24 protein-coding genes and 2 pseudogenes are annotated in these 26484 nt (G+C 70.2%); 13 read left to right on the top strand and 13 right to left on the bottom strand.

Features of this window, described 5'->3' with window-relative positions:
- Nucleotides 1-28 precede the first annotated feature (28 nt).
- The 4 genes from CCZ27_RS20870 to CCZ27_RS20855 all read left to right on the top strand — a co-directional run bounded on the left by CCZ27_RS20870 (nucleotide 29) and on the right by CCZ27_RS20855 (nucleotide 2498).
- A complete protein-coding gene (locus tag CCZ27_RS20870; protein WP_096451427.1) occupies nucleotides 29-1135 on the top strand; it encodes an alcohol dehydrogenase catalytic domain-containing protein in 1107 nt (368 codons plus the stop codon).
- Between the two features lie 76 nt (nucleotides 1136-1211).
- The gene (locus CCZ27_RS20865) at nucleotides 1212-1745 is read left to right on the top strand and encodes a cupin domain-containing protein (RefSeq protein ID WP_096451425.1); all 534 of its coding nucleotides are present in this window, start codon (nucleotides 1212-1214) and stop codon (nucleotides 1743-1745) included.
- A gap of 92 nt (nucleotides 1746-1837) precedes the next feature.
- Entirely contained in the window at nucleotides 1838-2059 is a 222-nt protein-coding gene (locus tag CCZ27_RS20860) for an AbrB/MazE/SpoVT family DNA-binding domain-containing protein (protein ID WP_096451423.1), read from the top strand.
- 13 nt (nucleotides 2060-2072) lie between these two features.
- Nucleotides 2073-2498 (top strand): type II toxin-antitoxin system death-on-curing family toxin, encoded by a 426-nt coding sequence (locus CCZ27_RS20855; RefSeq protein ID WP_096451421.1) that lies wholly within the window; start codon nucleotides 2073-2075, stop codon nucleotides 2496-2498.
- A gap of 127 nt (nucleotides 2499-2625) precedes the next feature.
- On the opposite strand, the gene CCZ27_RS20850 is transcribed toward CCZ27_RS20855, so the two are convergent.
- The 5 genes from CCZ27_RS20850 to CCZ27_RS20830 all read right to left on the bottom strand — a co-directional run bounded on the left by CCZ27_RS20850 (nucleotide 2626) and on the right by CCZ27_RS20830 (nucleotide 7488).
- On the bottom strand, nucleotides 2626-3501 hold the full coding sequence (locus tag CCZ27_RS20850) for a VOC family protein (RefSeq protein WP_096451419.1): 876 nt from the start codon (nucleotides 3499-3501) through the stop codon (nucleotides 2626-2628).
- Entirely contained in the window at nucleotides 3501-3941 is a 441-nt protein-coding gene (locus tag CCZ27_RS20845) for a lipocalin-like domain-containing protein (RefSeq protein ID WP_232516485.1), read from the bottom strand. Before CCZ27_RS20845 ends, CCZ27_RS20850 begins: the two co-directional genes overlap by 1 nt.
- Nucleotides 3942-3986: 45 nt before the next feature.
- Nucleotides 3987-4811 carry an alpha/beta fold hydrolase gene (locus CCZ27_RS20840; protein ID WP_096451415.1) on the bottom strand — a complete coding sequence of 275 codons (825 nt, stop codon included), beginning with the start codon at nucleotides 4809-4811 and terminating at the stop codon, nucleotides 3987-3989.
- A gap of 128 nt (nucleotides 4812-4939) precedes the next feature.
- Nucleotides 4940-6277, bottom strand: coding sequence for a Rieske 2Fe-2S domain-containing protein (locus CCZ27_RS20835; protein WP_096451413.1), 1338 nt, complete (start codon nucleotides 6275-6277; stop codon nucleotides 4940-4942).
- Between the two features lie 200 nt (nucleotides 6278-6477).
- Entirely contained in the window at nucleotides 6478-7488 is a 1011-nt protein-coding gene (locus CCZ27_RS20830) for an AraC family transcriptional regulator (RefSeq protein ID WP_096451411.1), read from the bottom strand.
- Between the two features lie 609 nt (nucleotides 7489-8097).
- Here CCZ27_RS20830 and CCZ27_RS20825 point away from each other — a divergent pair.
- The 7 genes from CCZ27_RS20825 (at nucleotide 8098) to CCZ27_RS20800 (ending at nucleotide 15177) form a co-directional block, all read left to right on the top strand.
- Nucleotides 8098-9123, top strand: a complete 1026-nt coding sequence (locus CCZ27_RS20825) for an FAD-binding oxidoreductase (RefSeq protein ID WP_096452854.1) — start codon at nucleotides 8098-8100, stop codon at nucleotides 9121-9123.
- Nucleotides 9124-9137: 14 nt separating this feature from the next.
- The gene (locus CCZ27_RS20820; RefSeq protein WP_096451409.1) at nucleotides 9138-10463 is read left to right on the top strand and encodes a M20 family metallopeptidase; all 1326 of its coding nucleotides are present in this window, start codon (nucleotides 9138-9140) and stop codon (nucleotides 10461-10463) included.
- Nucleotides 10464-10531: 68 nt separating this feature from the next.
- Nucleotides 10532-10663: a hypothetical protein gene (locus tag CCZ27_RS24585; RefSeq protein WP_269769084.1), complete on the top strand. Its 132-nt coding sequence runs from the start codon at nucleotides 10532-10534 to the stop codon at nucleotides 10661-10663.
- Entirely contained in the window at nucleotides 10664-12061 is a 1398-nt protein-coding gene (locus tag CCZ27_RS20815) for an amidase (RefSeq protein ID WP_096451407.1), read from the top strand.
- Nucleotides 12062-12099: 38 nt separating this feature from the next.
- Nucleotides 12100-13572: an indoleacetamide hydrolase gene (iaaH, locus tag CCZ27_RS20810; RefSeq protein WP_096451405.1), complete on the top strand. Its 1473-nt coding sequence runs from the start codon at nucleotides 12100-12102 to the stop codon at nucleotides 13570-13572.
- A 59-nt stretch (nucleotides 13573-13631) separates the two neighbouring features.
- Nucleotides 13632-14390 carry an SDR family NAD(P)-dependent oxidoreductase gene (locus tag CCZ27_RS20805; protein ID WP_096451403.1) on the top strand — a complete coding sequence of 253 codons (759 nt, stop codon included), beginning with the start codon at nucleotides 13632-13634 and terminating at the stop codon, nucleotides 14388-14390.
- 40 nt (nucleotides 14391-14430) lie between these two features.
- Nucleotides 14431-15177 (top strand): aspartate/glutamate racemase family protein, encoded by a 747-nt coding sequence (locus tag CCZ27_RS20800; protein ID WP_096451401.1) that lies wholly within the window; start codon nucleotides 14431-14433, stop codon nucleotides 15175-15177.
- A gap of 157 nt (nucleotides 15178-15334) precedes the next feature.
- Here the strand turns inward: CCZ27_RS20800 and CCZ27_RS20795 are convergent, their stop codons facing one another.
- The 8 genes and pseudogenes from CCZ27_RS20795 to CCZ27_RS24850 form a co-directional block, all read right to left on the bottom strand.
- Nucleotides 15335-15874 carry a hypothetical protein gene (locus tag CCZ27_RS20795; RefSeq protein WP_096451399.1) on the bottom strand — a complete coding sequence of 180 codons (540 nt, stop codon included), beginning with the start codon at nucleotides 15872-15874 and terminating at the stop codon, nucleotides 15335-15337.
- A 33-nt stretch (nucleotides 15875-15907) separates the two neighbouring features.
- Nucleotides 15908-19026, bottom strand: a pseudogene (locus CCZ27_RS20790) (efflux RND transporter permease subunit).
- Nucleotides 19027-19040: 14 nt separating this feature from the next.
- Entirely contained in the window at nucleotides 19041-20162 is a 1122-nt protein-coding gene (locus tag CCZ27_RS20785; RefSeq protein ID WP_096451397.1) for an efflux RND transporter periplasmic adaptor subunit, read from the bottom strand.
- Nucleotides 20159-20710, bottom strand: a complete 552-nt coding sequence (locus tag CCZ27_RS20780) for a hypothetical protein (RefSeq protein ID WP_198363216.1) — start codon at nucleotides 20708-20710, stop codon at nucleotides 20159-20161. The genes CCZ27_RS20785 and CCZ27_RS20780 overlap by 4 nt, the downstream gene beginning before the upstream one ends.
- Before the next feature lie 45 nt (nucleotides 20711-20755).
- Nucleotides 20756-21943 (bottom strand): TolC family protein, encoded by a 1188-nt coding sequence (locus CCZ27_RS20775; RefSeq protein ID WP_198363215.1) that lies wholly within the window; start codon nucleotides 21941-21943, stop codon nucleotides 20756-20758.
- 202 nt (nucleotides 21944-22145) lie between these two features.
- On the bottom strand, nucleotides 22146-22493 hold the full coding sequence (locus tag CCZ27_RS24580) for a hypothetical protein (RefSeq protein WP_096451393.1): 348 nt from the start codon (nucleotides 22491-22493) through the stop codon (nucleotides 22146-22148).
- A 71-nt stretch (nucleotides 22494-22564) separates the two neighbouring features.
- Nucleotides 22565-23854, bottom strand: a complete 1290-nt coding sequence (locus CCZ27_RS20765; protein ID WP_503660840.1) for a heavy metal translocating P-type ATPase — start codon at nucleotides 23852-23854, stop codon at nucleotides 22565-22567.
- A gap of 77 nt (nucleotides 23855-23931) precedes the next feature.
- Nucleotides 23932-24174 (bottom strand): annotated as a pseudogene (locus CCZ27_RS24850) (P-type ATPase actuator domain-containing protein); the annotation flags it as partial.
- 779 nt (nucleotides 24175-24953) lie between these two features.
- Between CCZ27_RS24850 and cadR the strand changes: the two are divergent.
- Nucleotides 24954-25409 carry a Cd(II)/Pb(II)-responsive transcriptional regulator gene (gene cadR, locus CCZ27_RS20760; RefSeq protein ID WP_096451391.1) on the top strand — a complete coding sequence of 152 codons (456 nt, stop codon included), beginning with the start codon at nucleotides 24954-24956 and terminating at the stop codon, nucleotides 25407-25409.
- Between the two features lie 97 nt (nucleotides 25410-25506).
- Nucleotides 25507-26433, top strand: coding sequence for a VTT domain-containing protein (locus tag CCZ27_RS20755; protein ID WP_096451389.1), 927 nt, complete (start codon nucleotides 25507-25509; stop codon nucleotides 26431-26433).
- Nucleotides 26434-26484 lie beyond the last annotated feature (51 nt).

The following is a 26484-nucleotide window of genomic DNA, read 5'->3' as shown; positions in this document are numbered from 1 at the left end:
CATCCACACCACCCACGGAGGAAACGACATGAGCATGATGCGGGCTGCGCGCTTGCACGAGATCGGCGGACGGTTTTCGATCGACGAAGTCCCCATCCCGACTCCCGGCAAGCACGACGTGCTGGTGAAGGTCGAAGCCTGCGGGCTGATTCCCAACCTGCGCAACGTCGTCACGCACTTCCCCACCTGGTATCCCTTCCTGCCGCTGCCGGCGCTGCCCGCCACCTTCGGCCTGGACAGCGCGGGCACGGTGGCTGCGGTCGGCGACGGCGTCACCGCCTACCGGCTGGGCGACCGGGTGTATGTGAATCCCGGCGTCGGCTGCGGCGAATGCCGCTGCTGCGTGCAGGGCGAACCGACGCGCTGCGACAGCTACACCTTCATGGGCTATTTCGGCTTCGGGCCGGGCTCGCAGGCGGTGTTCGAGCGCTATCCCCATGCTGGCTACGGCGAGTACATGACCGCGCCGGCGGCAAACCTGGTGCGCCTGCCGGACAACCTCGGCTCGGCCCGGGCCGCCCGCCTCGGCTACCTCGGCACGGCGTATTCGGCGATCCGCAAGTCGGCGCTGCGGCCCGGCCAGAGCCTGCTGGTCCTCGGCGCCACCGGCACGCTGGGCGTGGGCGCGACCCTGCTCGCGCTCGCCTTCGGCGCCGCCCGCGTGCTGGTCGTCGCGCGCGACCGCAAGGCGCTGGACCGCCTCGTCGCGCTCGACCCGCGGCGCGTGGTGCCGGTGGTGCTGGGCGAAGGCGGCATCGCCGAGCAGGCGCGCCGGCATCTTCCGGGCGGCGTGGACGCGATGCTGGACACGCTGGGCGCGAAAGCCCCGGCCGAACTGTCGGTCGATGCCATGGGGGCGGTCGCCCGCGGCGGACGCATCGTGCAGATCGGTGGCGTGGCCGGCCCCATCCCGATCGACCCGCATCCCTTCATGTGCGCGCAACTGCAGTACATCGGCTCGCTGTGGTTCACCCCGGCCGAGGGCGCAGAACTGGTTGCGATGATCGAGTCGGGCATCGTCGACCTCGACCTGCTCGAACCCCGCGCCTACCCGCTGGAACGGCTCAACGAAGCGCTGGAGGCCGTGGAGTCGCAGGCCAACGGCTTCACCAACTTCCACATCGTGCACGCCTGAACCCCTCGCGCCGGCGGCCGCGCCCGCCTCGCCGAGGCGGGGACCGCCGGCGACATCCCGCAGGAAGGAGAACCCGATGCAAACGACACGAATCGTCACCGGCCACGACGCGAACGGCCGCGCCGACATCGCCATGCGCGCACCGCTCGCCGGCGCCTTCGAGCACCATCCCGGCTTCGCAGCCAGCCTGGTCTGGCGGACCGAGCCGCTGCCCACGATCCCCGCGAGCCCGTCCGATGCGGTGGCGGCGGTGGAATCGGTCATTCCGCGGCCGGGCGGCACCATCGCGATGGCGGTGACCTTCCCGCCCGACAGCGTCATGCGCTCGGACCAGTTCGACCCCGCCGCCGCCGGCATGGAATTCGCGCAGCGGCTGCCGGGACTGGCCGAGAGCTTCGACCCCGACGGTTCGGGCTTTCACCGCACCGACACGATCGACTACGGCGTCGTGCTCGACGGCGAGGTATGGCTGGACCTCGACGACGGACGTTCGAGCCGCCTGCAGGCGGGCGACGTCGTCGTGCAGCTCGGCACCCGGCATGCGTGGCGCAACCAGAGCGAGCGGCCGGTGCGCATGTTCTTCGTGCTGATCGGCGCGGTGCGCGGCTGATCCGAGACGGCGAGGGGCCCGCCTGTTGCGGGCCCTCGACAGCCCGGGCCGTGATAACATCCGTTATAACAAGACTCGCCGCGAGGCCAGACATGAAGCTCAAGATCACCAGCATCGGCAACTCCGCCGGCGTCATTCTTCCCAGGGAGCTGCTGGCGCACCTGCGCCTGGAAAAGGGCGACGAACTCTACGCCCTGGAAACGCCCGATGGCATCAAGCTGACCGCTTACGACCCGGTGCTGGCGGCACAGATGGCCATGGCCGAGCAGATCATGCGCGAAGACCGGCAGGTGCTGCACCAGCTCGCGAAATGAGCGGCGCGAAACGATGATCGTCTGGATCGGCAAGCCGCTGGTGCAGGCCATTCACGACCGCCAGCTTGCCGAACATGGCGGCGCCGGCGGCCCGCGTGACGAAACGCTGCTCGAATCCGCGCTGGCCCGTCCGCAGCAGCTCCATGCGTATGGGGAACCGCCGCCGGACCTCGCCGATCTGGCCGCCAGCCTCGCTGCCGGCCTGGCCCGCAACCATCCGTTCGTCGATGGCAACAAGCGCACTGCGCACGTCTGCTACCGGGTATTCCTCAAGCTCAACAACTGCGATCTGAAAGCCAGCGACGAAGAAAAATACGTCGCCATGGTCGGCCTCGCCGACGGCACCATCGAAGAAGCCGGGTTCGCCCACTGGCTGCGCTCGCGCATCGTCACCCAGGCGGGCGGCAGCGTGCAGGAAGCCGGCGCGGACTACCGCTGACGGTACGTCCGCCGGGGCGGAGTTCGAACCCGCCCCTGTGTCGTGCATCTCGATCCGATCGATGCGCCACGTGCGGCGCATGGCCGGCCGGCGCCTCGGGGCGGCCGGCCACGGCAGGGAATCTCCCTCAGAGATGCTTGTGCCCCCACATGCTGGTGACGTCGAACAGCTTCACGTCGCTGTCGTCCTCCATCTCCAGCCCGCCCCAGCCGCATTCGAACTGCAGCCTGGACGGCGATTCGCAGTAGAACGAGAACATGTTGTCGTTCACGTGGCGGCCGATCGAGCGCGTCTGGCGGAAGCCGTGCGCATGCACGCGGTCGAGCGTGAGGCCGACGTCGTCGATGCGGCTGACCTGCAGCATCAGGTGGCCCAGGCGCCGCGGGATGGGCAGGCTGCCGAAGGCCAGCGTGTGGTGGCGCGGATTGCAGCGCATGAAGATGAAGTCGCCGGCGAGCCCGCCGTAGTTCTTCGTCGACACGTAGTCGCTGGTGATGAAGCCCATGACGTCGCCGTAGAACTGCTGCACGCGCAGCGGGTCGTCGACCACCAGCATCAGGTGGCCCAGGCCCTGCTCGCCGGTGACGAAGCCGCCGTGGCCGACCGCCGCGCAGAAGGGCCGCTGCGGCTGCAGCAGCGATCCGTAGGAGACTTCGACCTCGATGCCGGACGGATCGACCAGCAGGCACATCTCGTACACGCCGCGCGCTTCGCACTGCTCCTTCGTCGCCATGCGGAACGGGTGCCCGGCCTTTTCCAGGCGGGCGCACACTTCCCGCAGGCCGTCGCGGCCGGCGACTTCCAGGCCGATCGTCTTCAGGTCGTCGCGCGCCCCGCGCGACACCTGGATGCGCCAGGGGCGCGCGTCGATGCGGAACTGCAGGCTGTCGGCGGTGCTGCCCGCCGCCAGTTCGCAGCCGAACACGTCGCGGCCGAACACCGTCCAGCGGTCGAGGTCGGAAGCCTCGATCTCCACGTAGGCAAGCCGTTTCACCAGTGACATCACAGCCTCCCGCCCGGTTTTTCGCGCCGCCACGCCAGCCGGGCGGTGCGTGCCTCGCGGGTGCCTTCCTCGATGCGCGCCACCAGCGTCAGTCCGCCGTCCTCGCCCCACACGATGCGGCGGCGCTGCTTGCCGCCCTGCCAGTTGGGGAAGATGCACAGTTCGACGTGGTGGGTGACGTAGTCGCCATCGACGCTGTAGCCGCCCGCATAGGAGAGGAACTCGTCGTAGGCAGTGGCCTTCTCCGCAGCGTCGGCGTCCCACTGGCCGCCGGTGGCGAACGGCGTGCGCGGCACCCTGGTCAGCAGGCAGAACATCGTGCCGTCGCCGTATTCGATGAAGCCGTCCAGCTTCTCGCCGAACGGGTGGACGACGCGGCCGTCGTCGTATTCCTGCGTCCATGACTGGACGTACCAGCGTCCCTTGATGTCGTTTTCCACTGTTGCACTCCTCGTCGTCATCCCGCGCCGCAGCGGCGGGATGGGTCATTGCTCGGTCAGGAAGTCGCGCACCAGGCGGGCGAAGCGCCCGGCGTGCTCGATCTGGGTCCAGTGGCCGCAGCGGCCATAGACGTGAAGCTGCGCGCGCGGGATCAGCTCGCACAGGCGCAGCGAATTGCCCAGGGGGATCACCCTGTCCTCGCGGCCGTGGATGATCAGCGTCTCGTGCTCGATGGCGCGGATCGCCGCCTCCGGGCTGGCCAGGGCCTGCACCCAGCGCTGGCGTGGCGCGGGAAACATGGCGGAGAACGCTTCCTGCGCGCCGGGCTGGACACTGGCTTCGAAGCGCGAGCGCACGATGTCCTCGGTGATGCGCGCGCGGTCGAAGGCGAAGATGTCCATCACGCGGCGCATGTCGTCCATCGACGGCTCGTAGCCCCATACCGCGTCCAGCCCCGGGGTCAGCTCGAAGTCGATGCCTGCCGCGCCCATCAGCACCAGCCGGCGGATGCGCTGCGGATGGCGGATGGCCAGCATCAGCGCGAGCGCGCCGCCGAAGGAGTTGCCGACGATGTCGGCCTGCTGGACGCCGAGCGCATCCATCAGCCCGACGGCCTGCGCCACCCACCGCTCCGGCGTGTAGCGGCCGTCCGGCGAGCGTGCGCTGTATCCGAAGCCCAGCATGTCGGGCACGATCACGCGGCAGGATTTCGCCAGTTCCGGCATGGCCAGGCGCCAGTTCACGAAGCCGCTCACGCCGGGGCCGGAGCCGTGGATCATCAGGACGGGATGCCCCTGTCCCACATCGTGGTAGTTGGTCTCGATGCCATCGACGTCGATCGAAAGCCCGATCTCGGGGTTCTGCTGCATTGCGCGTGTCCTGTATGGGCGTGCGCGCCGGGCGCGCCGCCGCGTACCGGGCGCCGGCGCTGTCCGCGGCGTGCGCGTATCTGCTGGAAACGGAGTCGCCCGGCCCGGCCCACGGCCGGGCCGCCGGTTCAGAAGTCGACCTTGTCGGTCTTGTAGCGCGGCGGCTTGCCGTCGGCCGTTTCCCTGTAGCGGATGGCCGAATCCTTCGTCGCCCCGTTCACACCGCGTCCCGGCTTGGCGATGCCGCGGTTCCAGCGCGAGGCCAGCTTGCGCCAGGTGATCGGCGACAGGTCGGTGGAGACGAGTTGCTCGTCGTCCCAGCCGGTGCCGTCGGCGTAGAAATACTGCATCGCCTCGCGCGCATAGACGTCGCAGTCGTTGAAGCCGTGCAGCGCCAGCGGCTTGTAGACGCGCTCGAAGCGGTACTTGTAGTCGTCCAGTTCCTGCGGCGTCCTGCACACGCGAACGAGCACTTCCCAGTATTCGTGCGTGTCGTCGGTGATCGGCACGTTCCACTCGTACTGCACGACGTGCTCTTCCGGCCAGTTCTCGACCATCAGCACGCCCGGCATCACGACCGACGTGCGGTAGGGACGCGCATTGACGCCCTTGACCTCGACGCCCAGTTCCTTGTTCTCGAGGATGGGCTGCCACTTGTCGGTGAACAGCCACTGCATCATGCCCTTCGGGCCGTTGTCGTCCTCGACCACGGTGATCGCGTCGTCGCCGGTCGGCACGATGCCCAGCGGCAGCACCCACTTCATCGCCTGGACGATGCTGCAATCCTTGTGCACCAGGATGTGCGCGTTGTCGAAGCCGTTCTCGATGGCGACGCGCCAGTTGCCGTAGCCGGTGCGGTGCATGCCCATCGCCACCGCGCCCTCGTCCAGCAGGCTGGGCGTGTCCGGCCACAGCGGATGCGGGAAGCGCTCGTTGTCCTTCGGGAAGCGGAACGGCAGGTCGTGTTCCAGCGGCGGCACGTCCTCGTCCGGATAATCGTCCTCGCGCACGAAGACGAAGATCATGCCGGCGACTTCATGCACCGGGTAGGTCGTCACGCCGGTGGTGCCGATCAGCTTGTCGTCCGGGTTGCCGACGATGGTCGTCAGGCGGCCGTCCTTCAGGTCGAACGTGAAACCGTGGTACCAGCAGGAGACGGTCTTCTTGTCGAAGCACATCTTCTTCTCGGACATGCGCACGCCGCGGTGCACGCACTGGTCCTTGAGCGCATAGACCTTGCCTTCCGAACGACGCAGCACGATGGGCACGCCGCAGATCTGGATGCCCTGCACCTCGTCTTCCGGAAGCTCGCTGCTGAAGAGGGCCGGATACCAGTGGTTGATGAACCCCCAGGCCGCATCCTTGTACGGCTGGTACTGGCTCTGCGTCTTCTGGTTGTTGACGCGCTCTTCGCTGATCGTGTTGAGCTTCTGGGTGCGCCTGCGGATGATGGGTTGGTCCGACATCTGAATCTCCCGGTTGCTGATTGAACGAGATTGCGGTGAATCCGGGAGTGATGTTATTGGGCCGCTTTTTGTTCGACGCTCCACCCAATGCCGCGCTTATCCCCTTAGCGCAAGAATGAAACGGCGGATGAAAACGCGGTTTCCGGCGGCCTGGAACGGACGCGGTTCGCCTGCGCGGCGGGCGCGCGGACCCGCGCCCGTCAGCGCGCCAGCGTCTGCGACGGGCTTTCGCCGAAGCGGCGTTTGTAGTCGGTGGTGAAATGGCCGAGATGGGTGAAGCCCCACTGGTAGGCCACCGCGGTGACGGTGGTCTCGCCCGGCGTGAGGCGCTTCAGCTCTTCATTGACGCGGCGCATGCGCACTTCCTTCAGGTACAGCATCGGCGAGGTGTTGCGGAAGCGGCGGAAGCCGTTGAAGATCGAGCGGCTGCTGACGCCGGCATGCTCGGCCAGATCGACGATGGTGATCGGCTCGTCGGCATGCTCCTCGATGTAGCTGTAGCGCTCGATGCGCTTCACGAAGGCCGGCGCGATCGAGCGTTCCTCCCCGGCCAGTTCCTCGCTGTAGTTGTGCGGCTGACAGGTGAGCAGCATGGTGATCACCATCTGCTCGATCTGCGCGGCGATGATGGCCGGGTCGAAGCTCTGCTCGTCGATCGCGAGGCTTTCGTAGATCCAGCGCATCAGGCCGGTCCATCGCATGCCGCCCTGGCTGTCGAGCGACATCGACGGCCGGAACTCGAGCGGGCGGCGCATGCCGTGGCCCAGGTGCTGGATGCAGTTGCGCTCCAGCGCCTCGCGGTCCACCCGCACCACCAGCTTCTCGGTATTGGGCTCGTGGCGGATCAGGACCGGCGCATTGGCATTGATCACAGAGCCGTTCTTGCCCGCCGAACAGACCGCCTCGCCGCCCACCTCCACCAGTTCCCGCCCGCTCAGCGGCACCTGGACGAGATAGAAGGACTCGAAACTGCCCGGATCGATGTTGACCTCGCCGCCATAGGTGATGCGTCCGAAGCCCACGCCCCTGACCTTGCGCAGGTGCAGGCGCGCATTGATCGAGCGCTGCCGGCTGACCGTGTTCAGCGTGCTCTCGCAAAAGGTGCGCACGCCCCACTGGCGTGCCTCCTCGACGTCCTGGGTCTGAAACAGGCTGGCGCCGGCGATCACCGAATACGGCACGGGCGCGCTTTCGTGACGAGCGAGTTCCATTGAAATCTCCTCTGTTGGGCAGATGCCCGCGGTATTTTTTTCCTGAATCCGGCATCCGTTCCGATATCGGCAACGAATGCATGAAGTCTTGCGACAGATGCAAGACACCTCGACGCGCCGTCCGCTTCGCGCCCGCCGAAGGCTTTTCATTTGAACATCCTTCAATTGAAAAAGCACTCATGCAGTGCAGCAATCCGCGCACCCTGCGCATGGCCGCGATGCACCGGCGGGCGACGCACCGGGGATCGCCCCCGGCGCCTTAGTCCATGATTTTCCTAAGCAAAGGCCGTGCCGAAGTGCACCGGCCGGGCGCGCGCCGTGCTCCTGGACGCAATTCGTGCACTCCAGGGATAAACTGTGCACTCCACGCATTGCGCGCAATTCCCGAATTGAATCCATTCGATTCGATCGAGGCCGGTTCCGGCAATGCGCATTTCCCCATTTCCGTGCGCGATCCGATTGCCGCGCACCGAAATACGCCATCAGAAAACTGCACTGCAGGGATAAACGCGTTCTCCAGCGGAGCGACTTCCACCGGCCCGATTCCTAGGATGCATCCGACGCGCCGCACTCCGGGCGCGGTGTAAGCAAGCCATGGAAACGAGCCTCATGAACGATCGACCGCACCAGATAACCCTGCGCTTCGCCGACGGCGTGACGCACCTGATCGACGTCGAGAACGACCGCACCGTGCTCGATGCCGCCCTCGAGGCGGGCGCGCCACTGATGCACCAGTGCCATTCGGGCAGTTGCTCCAGTTGCATCGCCACCCTTTCCGCGGGGCAGGCCGCCACGCGGGCCGGCTCGAGCGCCAGCCTGCTGGGCAGCGAATACGCCGCCGGCCAGCGCCTGCTGTGCGTCACCCAGGCGCAGTCGGACTGCACCTTCGAACTGCCCTACACCAGCACGGCCGGCCTCAACACCGCGGTGGTGGCGCATGCCTTCGTCGATGCCATCGAGCGCATCGCCTCCAACGTCGCCAGGCTGACGCTGGAACTGGCCGACGGCGACTGGCTGGACTTCCGCCCCGGCCAGTACGTGCAGGTCGAGGTGCCCGGCACCGAAGAGGTGCGCAGCTATTCGCCGGCCAGCATTGCCGCCGCCCTGCCGCGCCTCGAACTGCTCGTGCGCCTCCTGCCCGGCGGCGCCATGTCGGAATGGCTGCAGCACCGGGCGCGCCCGGACGACGTGGTCAAGCTCAAGGGCCCCTACGGCGCCTTCTTCCTGCGCGAAGAGCACCGCCGCGCCCGGCACATCTTCGTCGCCGGCGGCACCGGGCTGGCGCCGGTGCTGTCGATGATCGACGGCATCCGCCAGTGGGGCGGGCGCAAGCCGCCGATGCTGCTCAGCTTCGGCTGCGCCACGCCGGAGGCCCTGTTCTGCCTGGACGAACTCGAACTGCGCCGGCAGTGGCTGCCCACGCTGGAGACGCGCATCTGCGTCGACCGCTGCGCCACCGGATCGCTGATCGAGGGCAGCCCCGTGTCCGCCCTGCGCGAAGGCGACGGCGGCCCCGACACCGTCGCCTACCTGTGCGGCCCGCAGCCGATGATCGACGCCGCCAGCCGTCGCCTGGTCGAACTCGGCGTGCCGCAGGAACACATCTACAACGAACAGTTCGTCGCCAGCCATTGACCCGGGAGCCCGCCATGAATGCCTCGTTCCAGCCCACCTTCACCGCCGAGCAGCGCGCCTGGTACGACCGGGCCTGCGCCAGGATCGACCCGCAGCGCCTGCAGCAACTGCTGTTCGACATCGTCGACATCCACAGCCCCACCGGCGCCGCGCGCGCCGCGAGCGAGTTCATGGCCCGGCGCCTCGCCGCGGCCGGGCTCGACTCGCGCTACCAGCCGATGACCGACACCAGCGGCAACCTCCTCGCCGAACTGCGCGGCAGCGGCGGCGGCGCGACGCTGATGCTGTATGCGCCGATCGACACCCACCTCGAACTCGACGAGGCCGAGCGCGCATGGACCGGCGCCAAGGGCGAGGCCGACATGCAGCCGCGCGCGCAGATGCTGGACGACTGGGTGTTCGGCCTCGGCGCCTCCAACCCCAAGGCCATGGTGGCGACGCTGACCGAGGTCGCCACCGCGCTCATCGAGGCCGGCGTGCCCATCACCGGCGACCTGCTGGTCGGCATGGCCGACGGCGGCATGCCGGTCGACATCGCCGCGCGCAACCATGCCGGCATGTCCAATGGCGTGCTGCACCTGCTCAACCGCGGCGCGGCGGCCGACTTCGCGCTGATCATGAAGCCGTGGAACTGGGTCTATCACGAGGAACCCGGCATGGGCTGGTTCAAGCTGCGGGTGCACGGCACCCTGGGCTACGCCGGCGTGCCGCACGACCTGCCCGCCTTCCGCAGCTCGGTCGTGCCGGCGGCGACGGTGATCCGGGAACTGGACGACTGGCTGCTCGAATACGCCGACCGCAACACCTCGGGCGTGGTGAAGCCGCACGGCTGGATCGCCGGCGTGCGCTCCGGCAATCCGGAGCGGCCCGCCTTTCCGTCGGCGATCACCGAGATCTTCCTCGACGTCCGCATCAACCCGCGCACCTCGCCGGCCGAGGTGAAGTCGCAGTTCGCCGGCTTCGTCGCCGGGCTGCGGCAGCGCCATCCCGACATCGTGGTCGACTGGGAGATGTACGGCTCGGTGCCCGGCGGCACCACCGACCCGCACAACTGGGTCGTGCAGTCGGCCAGGCGCGGCTGGGAGCACGTCGAACAGCGCACGCTCGGCACCCCGGACCTGCTCGGCGGGCAGACCGACGGCACCGCGCTGCGCCGCTACGGCGTGCCCACCGTGCGCATCGGCTGGCCGTGGCCCGCGCCCAACCCGCCGCTGCCGGTCGCCGAAGGGCTGGGCGGCATGGGCGCGACCTACGTGCCGGACCTCATCCCCTGCGCGCACAAGATCATGTACGTGGTCATCGACACGCTGACGCGCACGCGCAAGGAACTCGGGCTGTGAGGCCGCGGCGGGCCGGCGTCCCCGCCCGCGCGGCCGCGCAACGACGACACGCAACAGGGAGTCCGACCATGAACCGAGGGCCAGACGGCGAGCCTTTCGTCCCCCCGGGCGCCAGCCGCTTCGCCACCGCAGCCGGCGTGCGCATGCACGTGACCGGCAACGCCGCGCACCCCCTGCCGGCCTTCCCGGAGGGCCGTTGAATGAGCGCCGCCAGCGAACCGCACTACCTGGAAATCGCCGAACTCGCCCCGCTGCTGCGCGGGCGCCGGCTGTCGCCGGTCGAGCTGACGGAGGCGATGCTCGCGCGCATCGAAGCGCTCGACGGCCGCCTGCGCGCCTATGCCCGCGTCACCGCCGACGAGGCGCGCGCCGAGGCCCGCGCCGCCGAAACCCTGATCATGCGCGGCGAGTACCGCGGCCTGCTGCACGGCATCCCGCTCGCGGTGAAGGACCTGTTCTGGACGAAGGGTGTCGCCACCGCCGCCGGCACCACCGTCCATGCCGGCTTCGTGCCCGCCGAGGATGCGACCGTGGTGCGCCGCCTGCGCCAGGCCGGCGCGATCATCCTGGGCAAGCTGCAGCTCACGGAAGGCGCCTTCGCCACCCATCACCCGTCCATCGCCCCGCCGGTGAACCCGTGGGGGGCCGACCACTGGACCGGCGCCTCGTCCAGCGGCTCCGGCGTCGCCACCGCCGCCGGCCTGTGCCACGCCTCGCTCGGCACTGACAGCGGCGGCTCGATCCGCTTTCCATGCGCGGCGAACGGCCTCACCGGGCTCAAGCCGACCTGGGGCCGGGTGAGCCGCCACGGCAGCTTCGAACTGGCGGCGCTGCTCGACCACGTCGGGCCGATCGCGCGCAGCGCCGCCGACGCGCGCATCCTGTTCGACGCCATCGAGGGCCACGACCCGCTCGACCCGACTTCGCTGCCCGGCCGTTCCCCTGTCGCGGCGGACGAAGCCAGCCTGAAGGGCTTGCGCATCGGGGTCGATCCCTACTGGAACTCCAACGGCACCGACGACGCCACCCAGCGCGCGGTGGAGAACGCGCAGGCCGCGCTGCGCAGCCTGGGCGCCTCGATCAGCGAAGTGCGCTTTCCCGATGCCTGGCACATCGCCGGCCAGTGGGAGGCGCAATGCGGCGTGCAGACCGCGGTCGCGCATGCCGGCACCTATCCCGCCCGCGCCGCCGAATACGGCCCGGCGCTGAGCCGGCTGATCGAGATCGGCCGCAGCCTCGACGGCATGGGCTACCAGCGCCTGCTGCTGTCGGCGGCCGCCTTCACCGGCCGCGTCAACGCCCTGCTCGAGACCATCGACCTGCTGCTGGTGCCGGTGCAGCCCTTCGCCGCACCCACGTACGACCGGCTCGGCGCGCTGGCCGCCGACCCGGAAGCCAACCAGCGCCTGATCCAATACACCGCACCGTTCAACATCTCCGGCCATCCGTCGCTGACCCTGCCCTGCGGCCACACCGCCGAAGGCATGCCGATCGGCTTCCAGCTCGTCGCCAGGAAGGGCGCGGAGCGGTCGCTGCTGGGCGCCGGCATGGCGCTGCAGCGCGACACCGGATGGCACAAGGCGCGCCCGCCGTGCTGACGCCGCCACGACCTTCATTCCCCGACAGAGGACAGACCATGCCCCAGACCACCGCCTCCCCGACGCCGGGCCGCGCCGCGGCCGTGGATATCGACCGCCTGACCCTGGCCGGCGCGCTGCGCGGCCTCGCCGACGGCAGCCTCACCAGCGAGGCGCTCGTCCGCGCCTACATCGGGCGCGCCCGCGCGCGCCGCGACCTCAACGTCTTCATCACGCTGGACGAGGACGGCGCGCTGGCCGCCGCCCGCGCGGTGGATGCCGCGCGCCGGGAAGGCCGGCCCCTCGGCCCGCTCGCCGGCATCCCGGTGGTGGTGAAGGACAACATCCACGTCGCCGGCATGCCCTCCACCGCCGGCACGCCGGCGCTGGCGGACTTCGTGCCGGCCGAGGACGCGCCGGTGGTGCGCAGGCTGCGCGAGGCCGGCGCCATCATGCTCGGCAAGACCAACATGCACGAACTGGCCTTCGGCGCCACCGGCTACAACGCCGCCTTCCACGTGCCGGACGTGGTCGGCGTGCGCAACCCCTACGACCCGGCGCGCATCGCCGGCGGCTCGTCGTCGGGCAGCGCCGCCGCACTGGGCGCGCGCATGGCGCCGGCCGCGCTGGGCACCGACACCGGCGGCTCGATGCGCATCCCGCCCGCGCTCAACGGCTGCGCGTCGCTGCGCCCGAGCATGGGCCGCTACCCGGGGCAGGGCATCGCGCCGATCTCGAGCAGCCGCGACACCGCCGGGCCGATGGCGCTGTGCATGGCCGACGTCGCCTTGCTCGACGGCCTCATCACCGGCGAGCAGGCGCTGCCGCCGGTCGAGCTGAAGGCGCTGCGCCTGGGCGTGGTGCCCGACTTCTGGGCCAACATGGACGGCGAAGTCGCGCCCATCGCCGCCGACGTGCGCCGCAGGCTCGAAGCCGCGGGCGTCACCTTCGTCGAGGTGGACGACAAGGACATCATGGCGCTGAACAACGCCGTCGGCTTCCCGGTGGTGTTCCACGAAGCCCGCGGCGACATGGCCGACTACCTGGCGACGCAAGGCCCCGGCATCGGCATCGAAGAACTGCGCGCCGGCATCGCCAGCCCCGACGTGGCCGGCATCTACGACACCTTCGTGCTGCCGCGCAAGGCGCTGGACGCCGACGGCAACATCGTCGATTCCGCCCCGCTGTACGAAATGGCGCAGAACACCGGCCGCCCGGCGCTGCGCGCGCACTACCGCGCGCTGTTCGAGCGCCACCGGCTCGATGCGTTCGTCTTTCCGACCACGCCGGTGGTCGCCCCGCCGGCGAAGCCGGACGTGAGCGAGCCGCAGAACTTCTCGCTGCTGATCCAGAACACCGAACCCTCGGCCAGCGCCGGCCTGCCCGGCATCCAGTTGCCGGTCGGGCTGGGCGCGAAGACCGGCCTGCCGGTGGGCTTCGAACTCGACGGCCACGCCGGCGACGACCGCCGCCTGCTGGCGATCGGCATCGCGCTGGAAGCGGTGCTCGGACGCATCCCGGCGGCGCGCTGAAAGAAAGCATTCCAACGACGGCGACACCCGCCGCAATCCAACCCGACAGGAGTCGAAACGTGAGCAACTACCCCGAACTCGAGGACAAGGTCGTCATCGTCACCGGCAGCGGCAGCGGCATGGGGCGCGATGCCTGCATGGCGCTGGCGGCCGCAGGCGCGCGCATCGTGCTCGGCAACCGCAACCGGGCCGCCGGCGAGGCGGTGGCCGCCGCCATCGCCGCCACCGGCGGCACGGCGGTGTTCCAGCCCACCGACGTGTCGAAACCGGCCGACTGCGCGGCGCTGGTGCAGCGCGCGCTGGACGCCTTCGGCCGCCTCGACGGCGCCTTCAACAACGCCGGCCTGCAGCGCGAGTTCTGCGACATCCACGAGACGCCCGACGCCGACATCTCGGACGTCATCGACATCAACCTCAAGGGCGTGCTGTACATGATGAAGTACGAGGCGGCGGCGATGCTCAAGACCGGCGGCGGCGCCATCGTCAACAACAGCTCCATCTTCGGCCTCAAGGCCATGCCGCACCTGGCCTACTACGTGGCCGCCAAGCACGGCGTGCTCGGCGCCACCCGCGCCGCGGCGCTGGACTACGCGCAGCAGGGCATCCGCGTGAACGCGGTGTGCCCCGGCCCGATCAAGACCGCGAGCTACGACCGCGTCACCGGCGGCGACGACCACATGTACGACGACGGCGTGCCCATGCACCGCATCGGCCAGCCGCGCGAGGTGAGCGACGCGGTGCTGTGGCTGCTCTCCGGCCGCTCGTCCTACGTCACCGGCAGCTTCATTTCGGTGGACGGCGGCATGTGCGCGGCCTGAGCGGCGCCCCACGCATCCACGCAGGCAAGGAGACGAAACGATGGGCAAACGCGTCAAGATGATCTTTCCGGTGCCGATGAGCGAGGCGACCCGGCCGATGGTGGAATCGCAACTGCCGCCGGAATTCCGCCGCGGCGACATCGAGGTGAGCTTCGTCGGCGCCGGCAGCACGATCACGCTGGCCGACAGCTACTACGACATGGCGATCATGGAACAGGCCGTCATCCAGGCCGGCCTGCAGGCGCAGGTGGAAGGCTTCGACGCGGTGTGCATCAACACCGTCAGCGATTCCGGCCTCGCCGCGCTGCGCTCGCGGCTGGACATCCCGGTGCTGTCGCCGGGGCAGAGCGCCTTCCACGTGGCATCCATGCTGGGCCACAAGTTCAGCATCCTCACCATGTGGGAGCGCTGGTTCCCGCTCTACCGCAAGACGCTGCGCGAATACGGGCTGGAATCGCGCGTGGCGTCGATCCGCGCCATCGAGGTGCGGCCCGACACGGTGGAACTGCTCAGCGGCAAGGAGGACATCGTCTTCGGCAAGCTGGAGGACGCCGCGCTGAAGGCGATCGGGGACGACGGCGCCGACGTCATCGTGCTGGGCTCCACCACCATGCACCAGTCGCACGCCTACCTGGCCTCGCGCCTGCCGGTGCCGGTGCTCAACCCGGGCGTCATCGCCTACAAGCTGTGCGAGATGTTCCTCGACCTCGGCCTGAGCCAGAGCAAGAGAGCCTATCCGTCGCCGGAAACGCTGAAGGACGCGGCGTTCGCGCTCGGCGCCGGTTGAGCCCGGCCCGAGCGCCGAAGGCGCGGCGACATGGCGCCGCCGACCGTCCGCCCGGCATGCCGAGAAGACGGCCGGCGGCACAAGGATGCGCATGTGCTTCGCGGACATCGGCCGGAGCGCCGGTCCGCGGGGCACGCATCACCGCGCCCGCGGACGGTCAATCGTAGCGGACGTCGGCCACCAGCCTCGCCGTCGCCGCGCGGGCCTTCAGGCGTTCGGCGGATTCGCCGCTCCACGCGTGGGAGTCGTGCCACGCGATCTCCCTGCCTTCGACGCCCGCGAAGACGATCTGCCCCGCCTCTCCACCGACCGTGGTCTCGTAGGTCCGGCCCCCGGACTCGAAGGCCAGGCGATGCGGACCCGGCTTGAGGCGCAGCCGTACCATCGAGCCGGGAACAGTCTCCACGACGGGATGCCCATCGACGGACACATCGATGGCGTGGAGCCAGTCTCCCCGGCCGTTGCGCACGATATACAGCGTCAGGGCGTCGGGCGATGCCCTGAACTGCTTGGCTTCGGCGTCCCGCTCGGGGCCGGGCGCGGCATTCTGCGTGCATACCCGGCTGCGTCCGTGCGTGTCCTTGTGGCAGAAGGGCACCTGCGCATGCGGGGCCGGCGTTGCGGTGGCCGCGCAGCCGGCGAGGAGCACGGCGGCGAGCCCGATGGACAGGGCGAAAACGAAACTGACGATGCGCATTGCGATCTCCTTTGAAAAAAAAGCGCTTTCGGGTCAGAAGGCCTCGGTATCGGCGTCGTCGAGCAGGCGCTCGGCGTCCCGGCGGCCGAACAGCCAGAACATCGCCGGAGTGAGGAAGGTGTCGAGCAGCGTGGAGCTGATGAGGCCGGAGAAGATGACCACGGCCACCGGGTTGAGGATCTCGGTACCGGGGCGCTCCGCCTCGAAGAGCAGGGGGGCGAGCGCGAAGGCCGTGACCAGGGCGGTCATCAGCACCGGGCTCAGCCGTTCCAGCGAGCCGCGCACGATCATCGCGTGATCGAAGCGCTCGCCCTCGATGCGCATCAGGTTGAGGTAGTGGCTGACCTTCAGGATGCCGTTGCGCACCGAGATGCCGGCCAGCGTGATGAAGCCGATCAGCGCCGCCACCGACAGCGGCTGGCCCGACAGCCACAGGCCCAGCACCGCGCCGACGAGCGCGAGCGGGATGTTCGCCATGATGAGCACCGACAGCGTCGCCGACTTGTAGCGGCTGTAGAGCACCACGAACATCATGACCAGGGACACGGCCGACAGCATGCCGACGAGGCGGCTCGCCTCCTCCTGCGCCTGGAACTGGCCGCCCAGGGTGACGAAGTAGCCGTCGGGCAGCCGGGTTTCGGCCACCGCCGTGCGGATGTCGGCGACCACCTCGGACAGGGGCCGTCCCTGTGCGTTGGCCGACAGCACGATGCGCCGCTTGCCGTCGTCGCGGCTGATCTGGTTGGGGCCGTCCCCGTCCTCGATGGTGGCCACCCTGGACAGCGGAATCCGGCCGCCGGGCGTCTCCAGCAGTATCCGGCCGAGGCCCTCGATCGAACGGGCGTCTTCCGGCAACCGGACGACGAGCGCGAAACGCCGCCCGCCCTCGACGATCTGGGCCACCTTCTCGCCTTCGACGAGGCTCTGCAGCGCCGACAGTATCCGGGGCACCGGCACCCCGTACTGCACGGCGGCGGCGTAGTCGATGCGCACCTTGATCTGCGGGGCGAGCACCTGCTTTTCCACCTCCAGGTCGGCCAGGCCCGGAATCCCCGCCAGGCGCGAGCGCAGCGCCTCCGCCTGGCCGCGCAGGGTGTCGAGGTCCTCGCCGAAGAGCTTGATGGCGATCTGCGAGCGCACGCCCGACAGCATGTGATCGATGCGGTGCGAGATGGGCTGCCCGATGGCGATCGCGGCGGGCAGGCCGGCGAGGCGCGCGCGGATGTCGGCCTGGATCTCGGCCATGCTGCGCGTCAGTTCGGCGGCCGGCTTCAGCCCCACGTCGAGTTCGCTCACATGCACGCCTTCGGCATGCTCGTCGAGTTCCGCGCGCCCGCTGCGCCGCCCCACGTGCGTGACTTCGGGCACCTGACCGACGAGGATCTCGGCCTGCCGCGCCAGCACCGCGGATTCGGTCAGCGTCACCCCCGGGTTGAGCCGGATGCCGATCAGCAGGGTTCCCTCGTTGAACGGCGGCAGGAAGGTCGTCGGGAACAGCGGCACCGCCGCCGCCGCGAGCAGGACGGCTGCGCCTGCGGCCGCGACCGCCGCCCTGGGACGGTCCAGGACTTTCTGCAGCGCGCCGCGATAGCGCGTCTTCAGCCACGCCAGGAAGCGCGTGTCGCCGTGCCCGAGCGACTTCATCGCCGGCAGCAGGTAGAAGGCCAGGACGGGGGTGATCGTCACCGACACCACCAGGGAGACCAGCGTCGACACGATGAAGGCGATGCCCAGCGGCATGAACAGCCGCCCTTCCATGCCCGGCAGCGCGAACAGGGGCAGGAACACCAGGACGATGATGACCGTGGCGTAGAGGATGGCGGAACGCACCTCCAGGGTGGCGGCCTTCACCACTTCCAGCGGGTGCAGGCGGCGGTGCGGATGCTCCTCCCGATCGACCTTCAGGCGGCGCAGCACGTTCTCGACCCCGACGACGGCGTCGTCCACCAGCCCGCCGATGGCGATCGCCAACCCGCCGAGCGTCATCGTGTTGATGGAAAGCCCGAAGTGCCTGAACACCAGCGCCGTCACGAGGATGGAGACCGGGATGGCGACCAGCGCGATGACGGTCGGCCGCAGCGTCCCCAGGAACACGAACAGGATCACCGCCACGAATACCGACGCGCCGATGAGCTTGCCTTGCAGCGTGGCCACCGAGGCTTCGATGAAGCTCGCCTGGCGGAAGGTGACCCGCGGCGCCTCCATGCCGGCCGGCAACGACTTCCTCAGGTCGACCAGCGCCGCTTCGACGGTCCGGGTCAAGTCGATGGTGTCGGCGGTCGGCTGCTTCTGGATACCCAGGATGACCGCCGGCTTGCCCTCGAATCCGGCGTCGCCGCGCTTGAGCGCGGCGGCGAAGCTGACCTCGGCAACCTGGCGCAGCAGCACCGGCTGGCCGTCCCTCGCGGTCAGCGCCAGGTTCTTCAGGTCGTCCAGCCGGGAGGTGCGGCCGAGGTGGCGGATGAGGTACTCGCGGCCGTTCAGCTCCAGGAAGCCGCCGGACGTGTTCGACGCGAACCCCTGCAGCGCCGCCTCGATCTGGTCGTGCGAGATGCCCAGCCCGGCCATGCGGACAGTGCTGGGCTGGACCTGGAACTGGCGCACCTCGCCGCCGATCGGGATCACCTGCGCCACCCCCGGGATGGCCATCAGCCGGGGACGCAGCACCCAGTCGGCGTACTCGCGCACCGCCATGGGCGAAATCCTGCCGGCGTCGATCGGGATGGCGATCTGCATGATCTCGCCCATCACCGAACTGATGGGCCCCATGCGCGGCGTCACCCCCTGCGGCAGCCCCTCCTCCATCGACGACAGCCGCTCGGACACCATCTGGCGCGCCCTGAAGATGTCGGTGCGCCAGTCGAAGGCGACGTAGATGAAGGACAGCCCCGCGCTGGAGACCGAGCGCACGCCATCCACGCCCGGCAGCCCGTTCATCGTCGTCTCGAGCGGAAAGGTGATGAGCTGCTCGACCTCCTCGGCGGCCATTCCCCCGCCTCGGTCATGATCGTGACCGTCGGCTTGTTCAGGTCGGGAAACACGTCCACCGCCGTGCGGGACAAGGTGAACGCGCCATAGGCCATCAGCGCCAGGCTGGCCATGAGCACCAGCAGGCGGTTGGACAGGCTGTTCTCAAGTAGCCACTTGAACATCGCGCGCCACTCCTTCAACGAACCTGGTTGACGAAGGCGGCCCCTTGGACCACCACCCGCTCGCCCGGCCCAAGGCCCGAGGTGACGGCAACCGAGGTACCGTCCAGCGGCTCGTAGCGCACCGTCCGCGGCACGAAATGCTCCGGCCGCTCCTTGACCCAGACGATGTCCTGGTTGGCAGGATTCCTCGTCAGCGCGGCAAGCGGCACGGGCACTCCCTTCACGCGCGCGGCCGAATGCGCCACGACCTGCACCGGCTGCCCCACCGCCAGCCGTTGCAGCGCTTCGCCGTCGGCCGAGAAGGTCACCGGCAGCGCCTGGTCGCGCAGACTGCGTGCGGTACCGACGAGGCGGAGCGGCACCCGCTCGCCGCCCAGGCCGAGGAAGGCCCCCGCAATGCCTTGCGCCTGCGGCACGTCGTAGGCCAGCGCTTCGATCTGCAGGCGGCGCGGGTCGACGACCTCGAACACGAGTTCCCCAGGCTCGACCACCTGCCCGGCGACGGCATGCGCCGACGCGATGACGCCGGACACCGGCGCGGCCAGCGCGTCGCGGCCGCCAAGGCCCGCCGCCACTGCCCCCAGGCGTTCGGCCAGGCTCTCCACCTCGCTTTCGGCAGCCTCGATCTCCTTGCGCGGCACGGTGTCGGAGAGTTCCCTCAGCCGCGCCAGGCGCTTCTCGGCCAGACTCCGGGCGGCGCGCAGTTCGGCCCGCTGGGCGAGTTGGTTCGCGCGCTCGATGGCGCCCGCGCTCGGTACCACATAGGCCAGCACCTCGCCCTTGCGGACGGACTGGCCGGCACGGGGCAGGCCGTTCGGCCTGGCCTCGATGCGCCCCGCGAGCGCCGCCTGCACCTTGCCGCCGGCGTCGGGGTCCATCATCACCCGGCCGGCAAGTTCGAAAGCCCTGGGCAGTTCGGCCTCGGCTACCTGCAGCGTCCGGACGGCGAACTGGCGCTGCGCCGGCTTGGGCAGGAACACGCTGCCGTCGGGCAGGCGCCTGGGGCCATCGCCGCTCGCGGCCGGCGGCGCATCGCCGTGATCGTGCCCGGCATCGGCCTTGGCCGCCGGCGCGGCCAGGGCCGCGACGGCCAGCATCGCCAGGATCTGCATCGGCGGGAAGATGTGCCGCTTCATGCCGCACCTCCGCTGCGCGCGGCCCGGACCCGCCCCAGGCCGTACAGGAAAGCGGCGGCGGCGAACGCGGCCGCGCTCCAGCCGGCAACGGCCGTCCACGCCGTGCCGCCGCCTTCCGTGCCGGCATGGGCGGCGCCGTGGATATCGAGTTCCCCCGCCAGCAGGTCGGTTTCGTCGCCGGCGACCACCGTCGCGGTCACCGGGACCTCGCCGGGTTCGGGCTCCGCCGCCAGCGTCGCCTCGAACATGCCTTCGCCGGTGCGTTCGACGGCGACCGCGGCGCCGCCCACCTCCAGTTCGAGCAAGGCGTCCGGCACGGGACTGTTGTCCGCCGCGCGGTCGAGGTAAAGGCTGAGCGTCCTGCCGTCGAGCACCCCAACCAGTTCGAAGGTCCCGGTGCTCGCTGCGAAGCGCGGCATGGCGGGAGCGCCGGCGGCAACCGGCTTCTCGCCGCCATGGTCGTGGCCATCGCCGGCAGGCGCGCCGAAGGAAGCGGTGGCGAGCATTGCCGCCACGGTCAGTGCTTTGATGTCTGTGGTCATCTTCATGTGATGTGAAATCGATCGAGGTTCTTGTCGTGCCATCCCGCCCGCCTACGGCAGCAGGCCGAGGGACTGGCGCAGCGCGGAGACCGCCGCCGCGGCATCGATGCGCGCCCGGGCGAGATCTCTTTCCGCTTCGGCCGCTTCGAGTTCCACGCGCAACCGCGCAGGCAGGTCTGATTCGCCCAGCTGGAAGGATTTGTCGAAGAAGCTCCGGGTCTCCCGCGCGAGCCGGGCGCGCCTGTCGGCGGCCTCGGCCTGCGCCTGCGTGGCACGCATGCGGGCGCGGGCCGATTCGATGCCGGCGGCCACCCTCGCGCGCTCGACCTCGGCCTGGGCCTCGGTGTCGAGCGCCTCGGCCCGTGCCACCGCCTGCCTGGCCTGCGCCCGCGCGCCGCCGCCGAACGGAATGCGGATGCCCACGGTGAATGACTGGCCGAAGTCCTCGCCGGACCGGCCGCGCTCGCGGGTGGCGGCGAGGATGAGTTCGGGGCTGGCGCGGTCCTGGACCGCCGCCAGCTCCGCCGCCCGCCTGGCCACGCTGGCGCGGTCGCTCAGTTCATCGATGGCCGGATGGCCGGACGGCGGCATCGCGTCCGGCACCTCCTCCGGCATCGGCTCCGGCCCGGCCTCCCCGGCACCCGGCGTCAAGCCGGCATGACCGACGACGCCCTGCAGCGCGGCCAGCGCCGCGTTCCTCGCGCCCAGCGCCTCGGCCTGGGCGGCCTCCGCCCGGGCCACCGCACCCTCGGCCTGGTGCTGGTCCGCCCGCGACAGTTCGCCGGCCTTGACGCGGCGCGCCACGTCGGCAGCCAGTTGCCGGGTGTTGACGAGGCGGTCCTGCGCGAGGGCCAGTTCGCTCGCGGCACGATGACAGGCCCACCACGCATCGCGGACGGCCTCGGCCAGGCTCAGCCTGGCGGCAAGGAAGCGGCTTTCCAGTGCCTTCGCTTCTGCGTCGGCGAGGGCGCCGGCACGCGGGCGCTCGCCCGGCAGCCACAAGGGAATGGCAAGGCCGACCTCGTATTCCCGGCTACCGTCGTTGGAGCCGGGGCGGTCCGACTTTGCGCTCAGTTCCAGTGCGGGTGCCTCGGCGGACCAGCTCGCGGCCACCGCCCGGGCCGCCTGGGCCGCATCGCGGCGTGCAGCGGCGGAGCGCGCCTCCGGCTGCCGTTCCCAGGCAAGGTCAAACGCGTCCTTCAGCGACACCGGTGCCGCCGCCCCGGGGGCTGCGCCCACGCCGGAACGCCGGCGGCCATCGCGATGGCCACCGCGCATAGCGCATTGATGCTGTTTCCGTGCATCCGATTCTTCTCCTGTGATGAACCACATGGGGGAATCGGCGAGGCACGGTTCGACGGGGCGCAGACGCGCGCCCGCGACGGCCTGCGAAAGGCCGCGTCGAATCGTCAGGAGGGATGGCCCGGGTCCGCCTCGCCGTTCAGGCGAGGGTGAGCCAGTCGGGGCGTTCGGGCAGGGACGGGGGTGGGGAGGGCAGTGCGTGCAGCCGGCCAAGCTCGTGCATCGGCCGGCCCGGGTCGGCGTGGGCCGCCTCGTCGGTCACCGGCAGGGCGCTGCACCATCCGTGGCAGGCGTGACAGTCGCCATGGTCGCCGCCGGGAAGCGGCATGGCCGGCGTACCGCTGCCCGACGCTTCGTGCTCGTGGGCATGATGGCCAAAGTGTACCGTCGCCGGCGCTCTTTCATGCTGGCAATACGGCGCCGCCGCAGCCCACAGGGCTTGCAGCGGCAACAGCACCAGGAGGAAAAGGGCAGCGAGGCGACGCACGGCAGGAGTATATCGCGAACCGTTCCCGCCCGGCCCCGTCGCCCAGCGCGCGCAAGCGGACACCGACGCGGTCATGCCCGCGGTGCCCCGCGCAGCAGGCGCAGCCCATTGAACACCACCAGCAGGCTCGCACCCATGTCGGCGAACACCGCCATCCACATCGTCGCGTCGTCGAACACCGCCAGCAGCAGAAAGACAAGCTTGATGCCCAGCGCCAGGACGATGTTCTGCCACAGCACGGCGTGCGTGCGCCGCGACAGCCGGATGGTTTCGGGGATGCGGCGGAGGTCGTCGTTCATGATGACCACGTCGGCCGCCTCCATGGCCGTATGCGTACCCGCGTGCCCCATCGCGAAACCGATGCTCGCGGCGGCGAGCGCGGGCGCATCGTTGATGCCGTCGCCGACCATGGCGACCCCGCCGCCGGCGCCGGCCAGCGACCGGATGGCTTCGAGCTTTTCGTGCGGCAGCAGGTTGGCCCGCACGTCGGCGATGCCCGCCTGATCGGCGATGCAGCGCGCCGTCGACGGGTTGTCGCCGGTCAGGACGACCGGCACGACCCCGAGCGCGACCAGTTCCCGCACGGCCGCCGCGGACGTCGCCCTGGGAACGTCGGCCACCGCGAACATGGCGAGCACGCGCTCGCCGCCCGCGAGCAGGGTCACCGTCCGCCCCTCGCGCTCGTGTCCATGCAGCAGCGCTTCGAGTTCGGGAGAGCACAGCCCGCGGTCGTGGAGGCAGCGATGGTTGCCGAGGACGTATTCCCGCCCGCCGACCATGCCGTGGATGCCCTGGCCGGGCAGGGCGCCGAAGCGCTCCACCGGCAGCGCCGGCCCGCCCAGCCCGGCCGCGATGGCCTTCGAGACCGGGTGGTCGGAGCGGGCGGCCAGGCTCGATGCGACGCGCAGGATTTCGCCCTCCGGCACGTCCTGCGCAAGAACCTGCCGCGCCACCAGCACCGGCCGCCCCTCGGTGAGCGTGCCCGTCTTGTCCAGCGCCACGTGCTTGAGCTTGCGCGCCTCTTCCAGATGGACGCCGCCCTTGATCAGGATGCCCCGGCGCGCCGCGGCGGCCAAGCCGCTGACCACCGTCACCGGCGTCGAGATCACCAGCGCGCAGGGGCAGGCGATGACGAGCAGCACCAGGGCCTTGTAGAGGCTGGCCGTCCACGCCCAGCCCAGCAGCAGCGGCGCCCCCACCGCGACCGCCACGGCCAGCGCGAAGACGAACGGCGTATAGCGCGCCGCGAACCGGTCCACGAAGCGCTGCGTCGGCGCGCGCTTGCCCTGCGCCTCTTCCACCGCGTGGATGATCCGCGCCAGCACCGTGTCGCCGGCCGGCGCCGCGACCTCGAACGCCAGCCCGCCGCTCTGGTTGATGGTCCCGCGAACACCGCGTCGCCCGGCCCCTTGTCCACCGGCATGCTCTCGCCGGTGACGGCGGACTGGTCGACCGCGCCCTGCCCCGACTTCACCACGCCATCGAGCGCCACGCGCTCGCCGGGACGCACGCGCACAAGGTCGCCGACGCGGATCGCCCCCACCGCCACCACTGCCCAGGAACCATCCGGCCGCAACACCTCCGCCTGCGGCGGCGCCAGTTCCAGCAGGCCCTTGATGGCATTGCGCGCCCGATCCACCGCGCGGGCCTCGATGAGTTCGGCCAGCGCGTAGAGCGCCATGACCATCGCCGCTTCCGGCCACTGGCCGATGACGAAGGCGCCGGCGACGGCGACCGACATCAGCGCATTGATGTTGAGTTCGCCGCGCAGCAGCGCGGACCACCCCTTGCGGAACACCGACGTCCCCGCCAGCACGATGGCGACCGCCGCCACGGCCATGCCCGCCAGTTCCCACGCAGCGGTATCCGGCACGACGAAGTCGATGGCCTCCGCCAGCACCGCGACCGCGAGCGCCGCCCCCAGCCGCATCCACGCCTGCCGCTGGCGCCGCATGCCCTCCCCGGCGGCGACCGGGCCTTCGAGCGTTTCGGACGGAAAGCCCGCATCGCGGATGGCGGCGACGATGTCCGGCCAGTCGCCCTGCGGCGCCTCGACCCTCAGCGCCCGCCCCGGCAAATCGAACCGCAGGCGCCGGATGGCGGGAAAGCGTTCGAGCGCGGCGCGGATCCGGCCTTCCTCCACCGGGCAGTCCATCTCCGGCACGCGCAGCAGCAGCGCACCGCCGCCCGCGTCCAGGACGGACGCCCGCGGCGCGGCCCCGGCCACCTCGCCGCAGCCGCCGGCACAACCGCAGGCCGACGCGGCCGACTCCCGCGGGTGCGCCTGGCCATGCACCGGCCCGCCGTGGTGGTGGTGGTGTTCGTCGTGAGCGCAATGGGTGGACATGTCGGCCTCTGGCAACGGCGGGCCCGGCGGCCCTTCGCGATCATTTAAAATCCCGTAGCCGCTACAGAGTCAACCCTGCCCGGACCCGCAACCGCCGGACGACGGAGAACCCGATGAAGATAGGCGAACTGGCTGCCGCCACCTCCACGCCGGTCGAGACCATCCGCTACTACGAACGCGAGGGACTGCTCCCCGAACCGGCCCGGTCCCAGGGCAACTTCCGCGTCTACGAGGAACGGCACCTGGAACGGCTGCAGTTCATCCGCTACTGCCGCAGCCTCGACATGTCGCTGGACGAGATCCGCACGCTGCTCAGGTTCAAGGATGCCCCCGACGACGACTGCGGCGAGGTGAACCACCTGCTCGACGAACACATCGGGCACGTCTCCCGCCGCATCCGCGAACTGCGCCTCCTCGAAAAGCACCTCAGGGAACTGCGCCGGCGCTGCGGCGAGATCCGCCCGGCGGACCAGTGCGGCATCCTCTCCGGCCTGTCGGACGCCTCGAAGGAAGCCCCGGCCGCCGAGAAGCCGGCGGGCCATCTGCGCTCGGTGCATGCGGGCAAATGAAGCACGTGGCGACGCGGCCGGCAGTGCCGCCGGGCCGGCAAGGAATGGCATGATCGCGCCTCGGATCAAGCACTGACCACAACCCGGAACGACACCGATGGACCTCTCCCAGATCACCGAATCCCTGCAGCGCGACGCGGTCTGGGTCGTGTTCGTGAACGTGCTGATGCAACAGGTCGGGCTGCCCGTGCCCGTCATGCCCACCCTGCTGCTCGCGGGCAGCCTGATGGCCGGCACCGGGCAGATGGCGGAGCTGCTGGCCGCAGCCGTCGTCGCCTCCGTGTTCGCCGACTGGCTGTGGTATCTCGCCGGACGCGCCTTCGGCTACAAGGTGCTGTCGGGACTGTGCAAGCTGTCGATCAACCCCGGCTCCTGCGTGACCCAGACCGAGGCGCGCTTCGTGCGCTGGGGCCTGGCCTCCCTGGTCGTGGCCAAGTTCATTCCGGGATTCTCGACGGTCGCGCCCCCGATCGCCGGCGCGCTGCGCATGAACCTGGCCGGCTTCGTGGTCGCGGCCGGGATCGGCGCGGCCCTGTGGGCGGGGCTGACCCTGTGGGCCGGATGGCTGCTGCGGTACGAAGTGCAGACCGCCATCGCCTATCTCGACCGCCACATGAGCACGGCGGCAATGGTCGTGGTGGCGATACTGGCGATCTGGCTGTGCTGGAAACTCTGGCAGAAATACCGCTTCCGCTCCCTGGCCGGGCTGCCGCACATCACCCCGGCGGAACTTCTCGCGGCGATGCAGGCGGAACAAACCCCCCTCTTCCTCGACCTGCGCGGCCCCACGATCGTGGCCCGGACGGGGCACATCGCAGGCGCGACCGCCGCGGAACTGGACCGCCTGTCCGAAGCGGTCGGCAACTGGCCCAGGGAACGGCCGATCGTCACGATGTGCGCCTGCCCCGGCGATGCCACCGCGATCGAAGCGGCAAGGCGCCTGCTGGACGCAGGTTATCTTTCCGTGCGTCCGCTCAAGGGCGGCTACGAAGCGTGGCTGGCGAACCAGCCGGCACGACGCTGACGGGCAGGGCTCCGGGCAGAATGCCATCCGCCCCGGCGCGACGCGGCTTCG

Source organism: Thauera sp. K11, assembly GCF_002354895.1.
Classification (GTDB): Bacteria; Pseudomonadota; Gammaproteobacteria; order Burkholderiales; family Rhodocyclaceae; genus Thauera; species Thauera sinica.
Note: the sequence above shows the minus strand (reverse complement) of the source record. Positions and strands in the feature narration are given on the sequence as shown.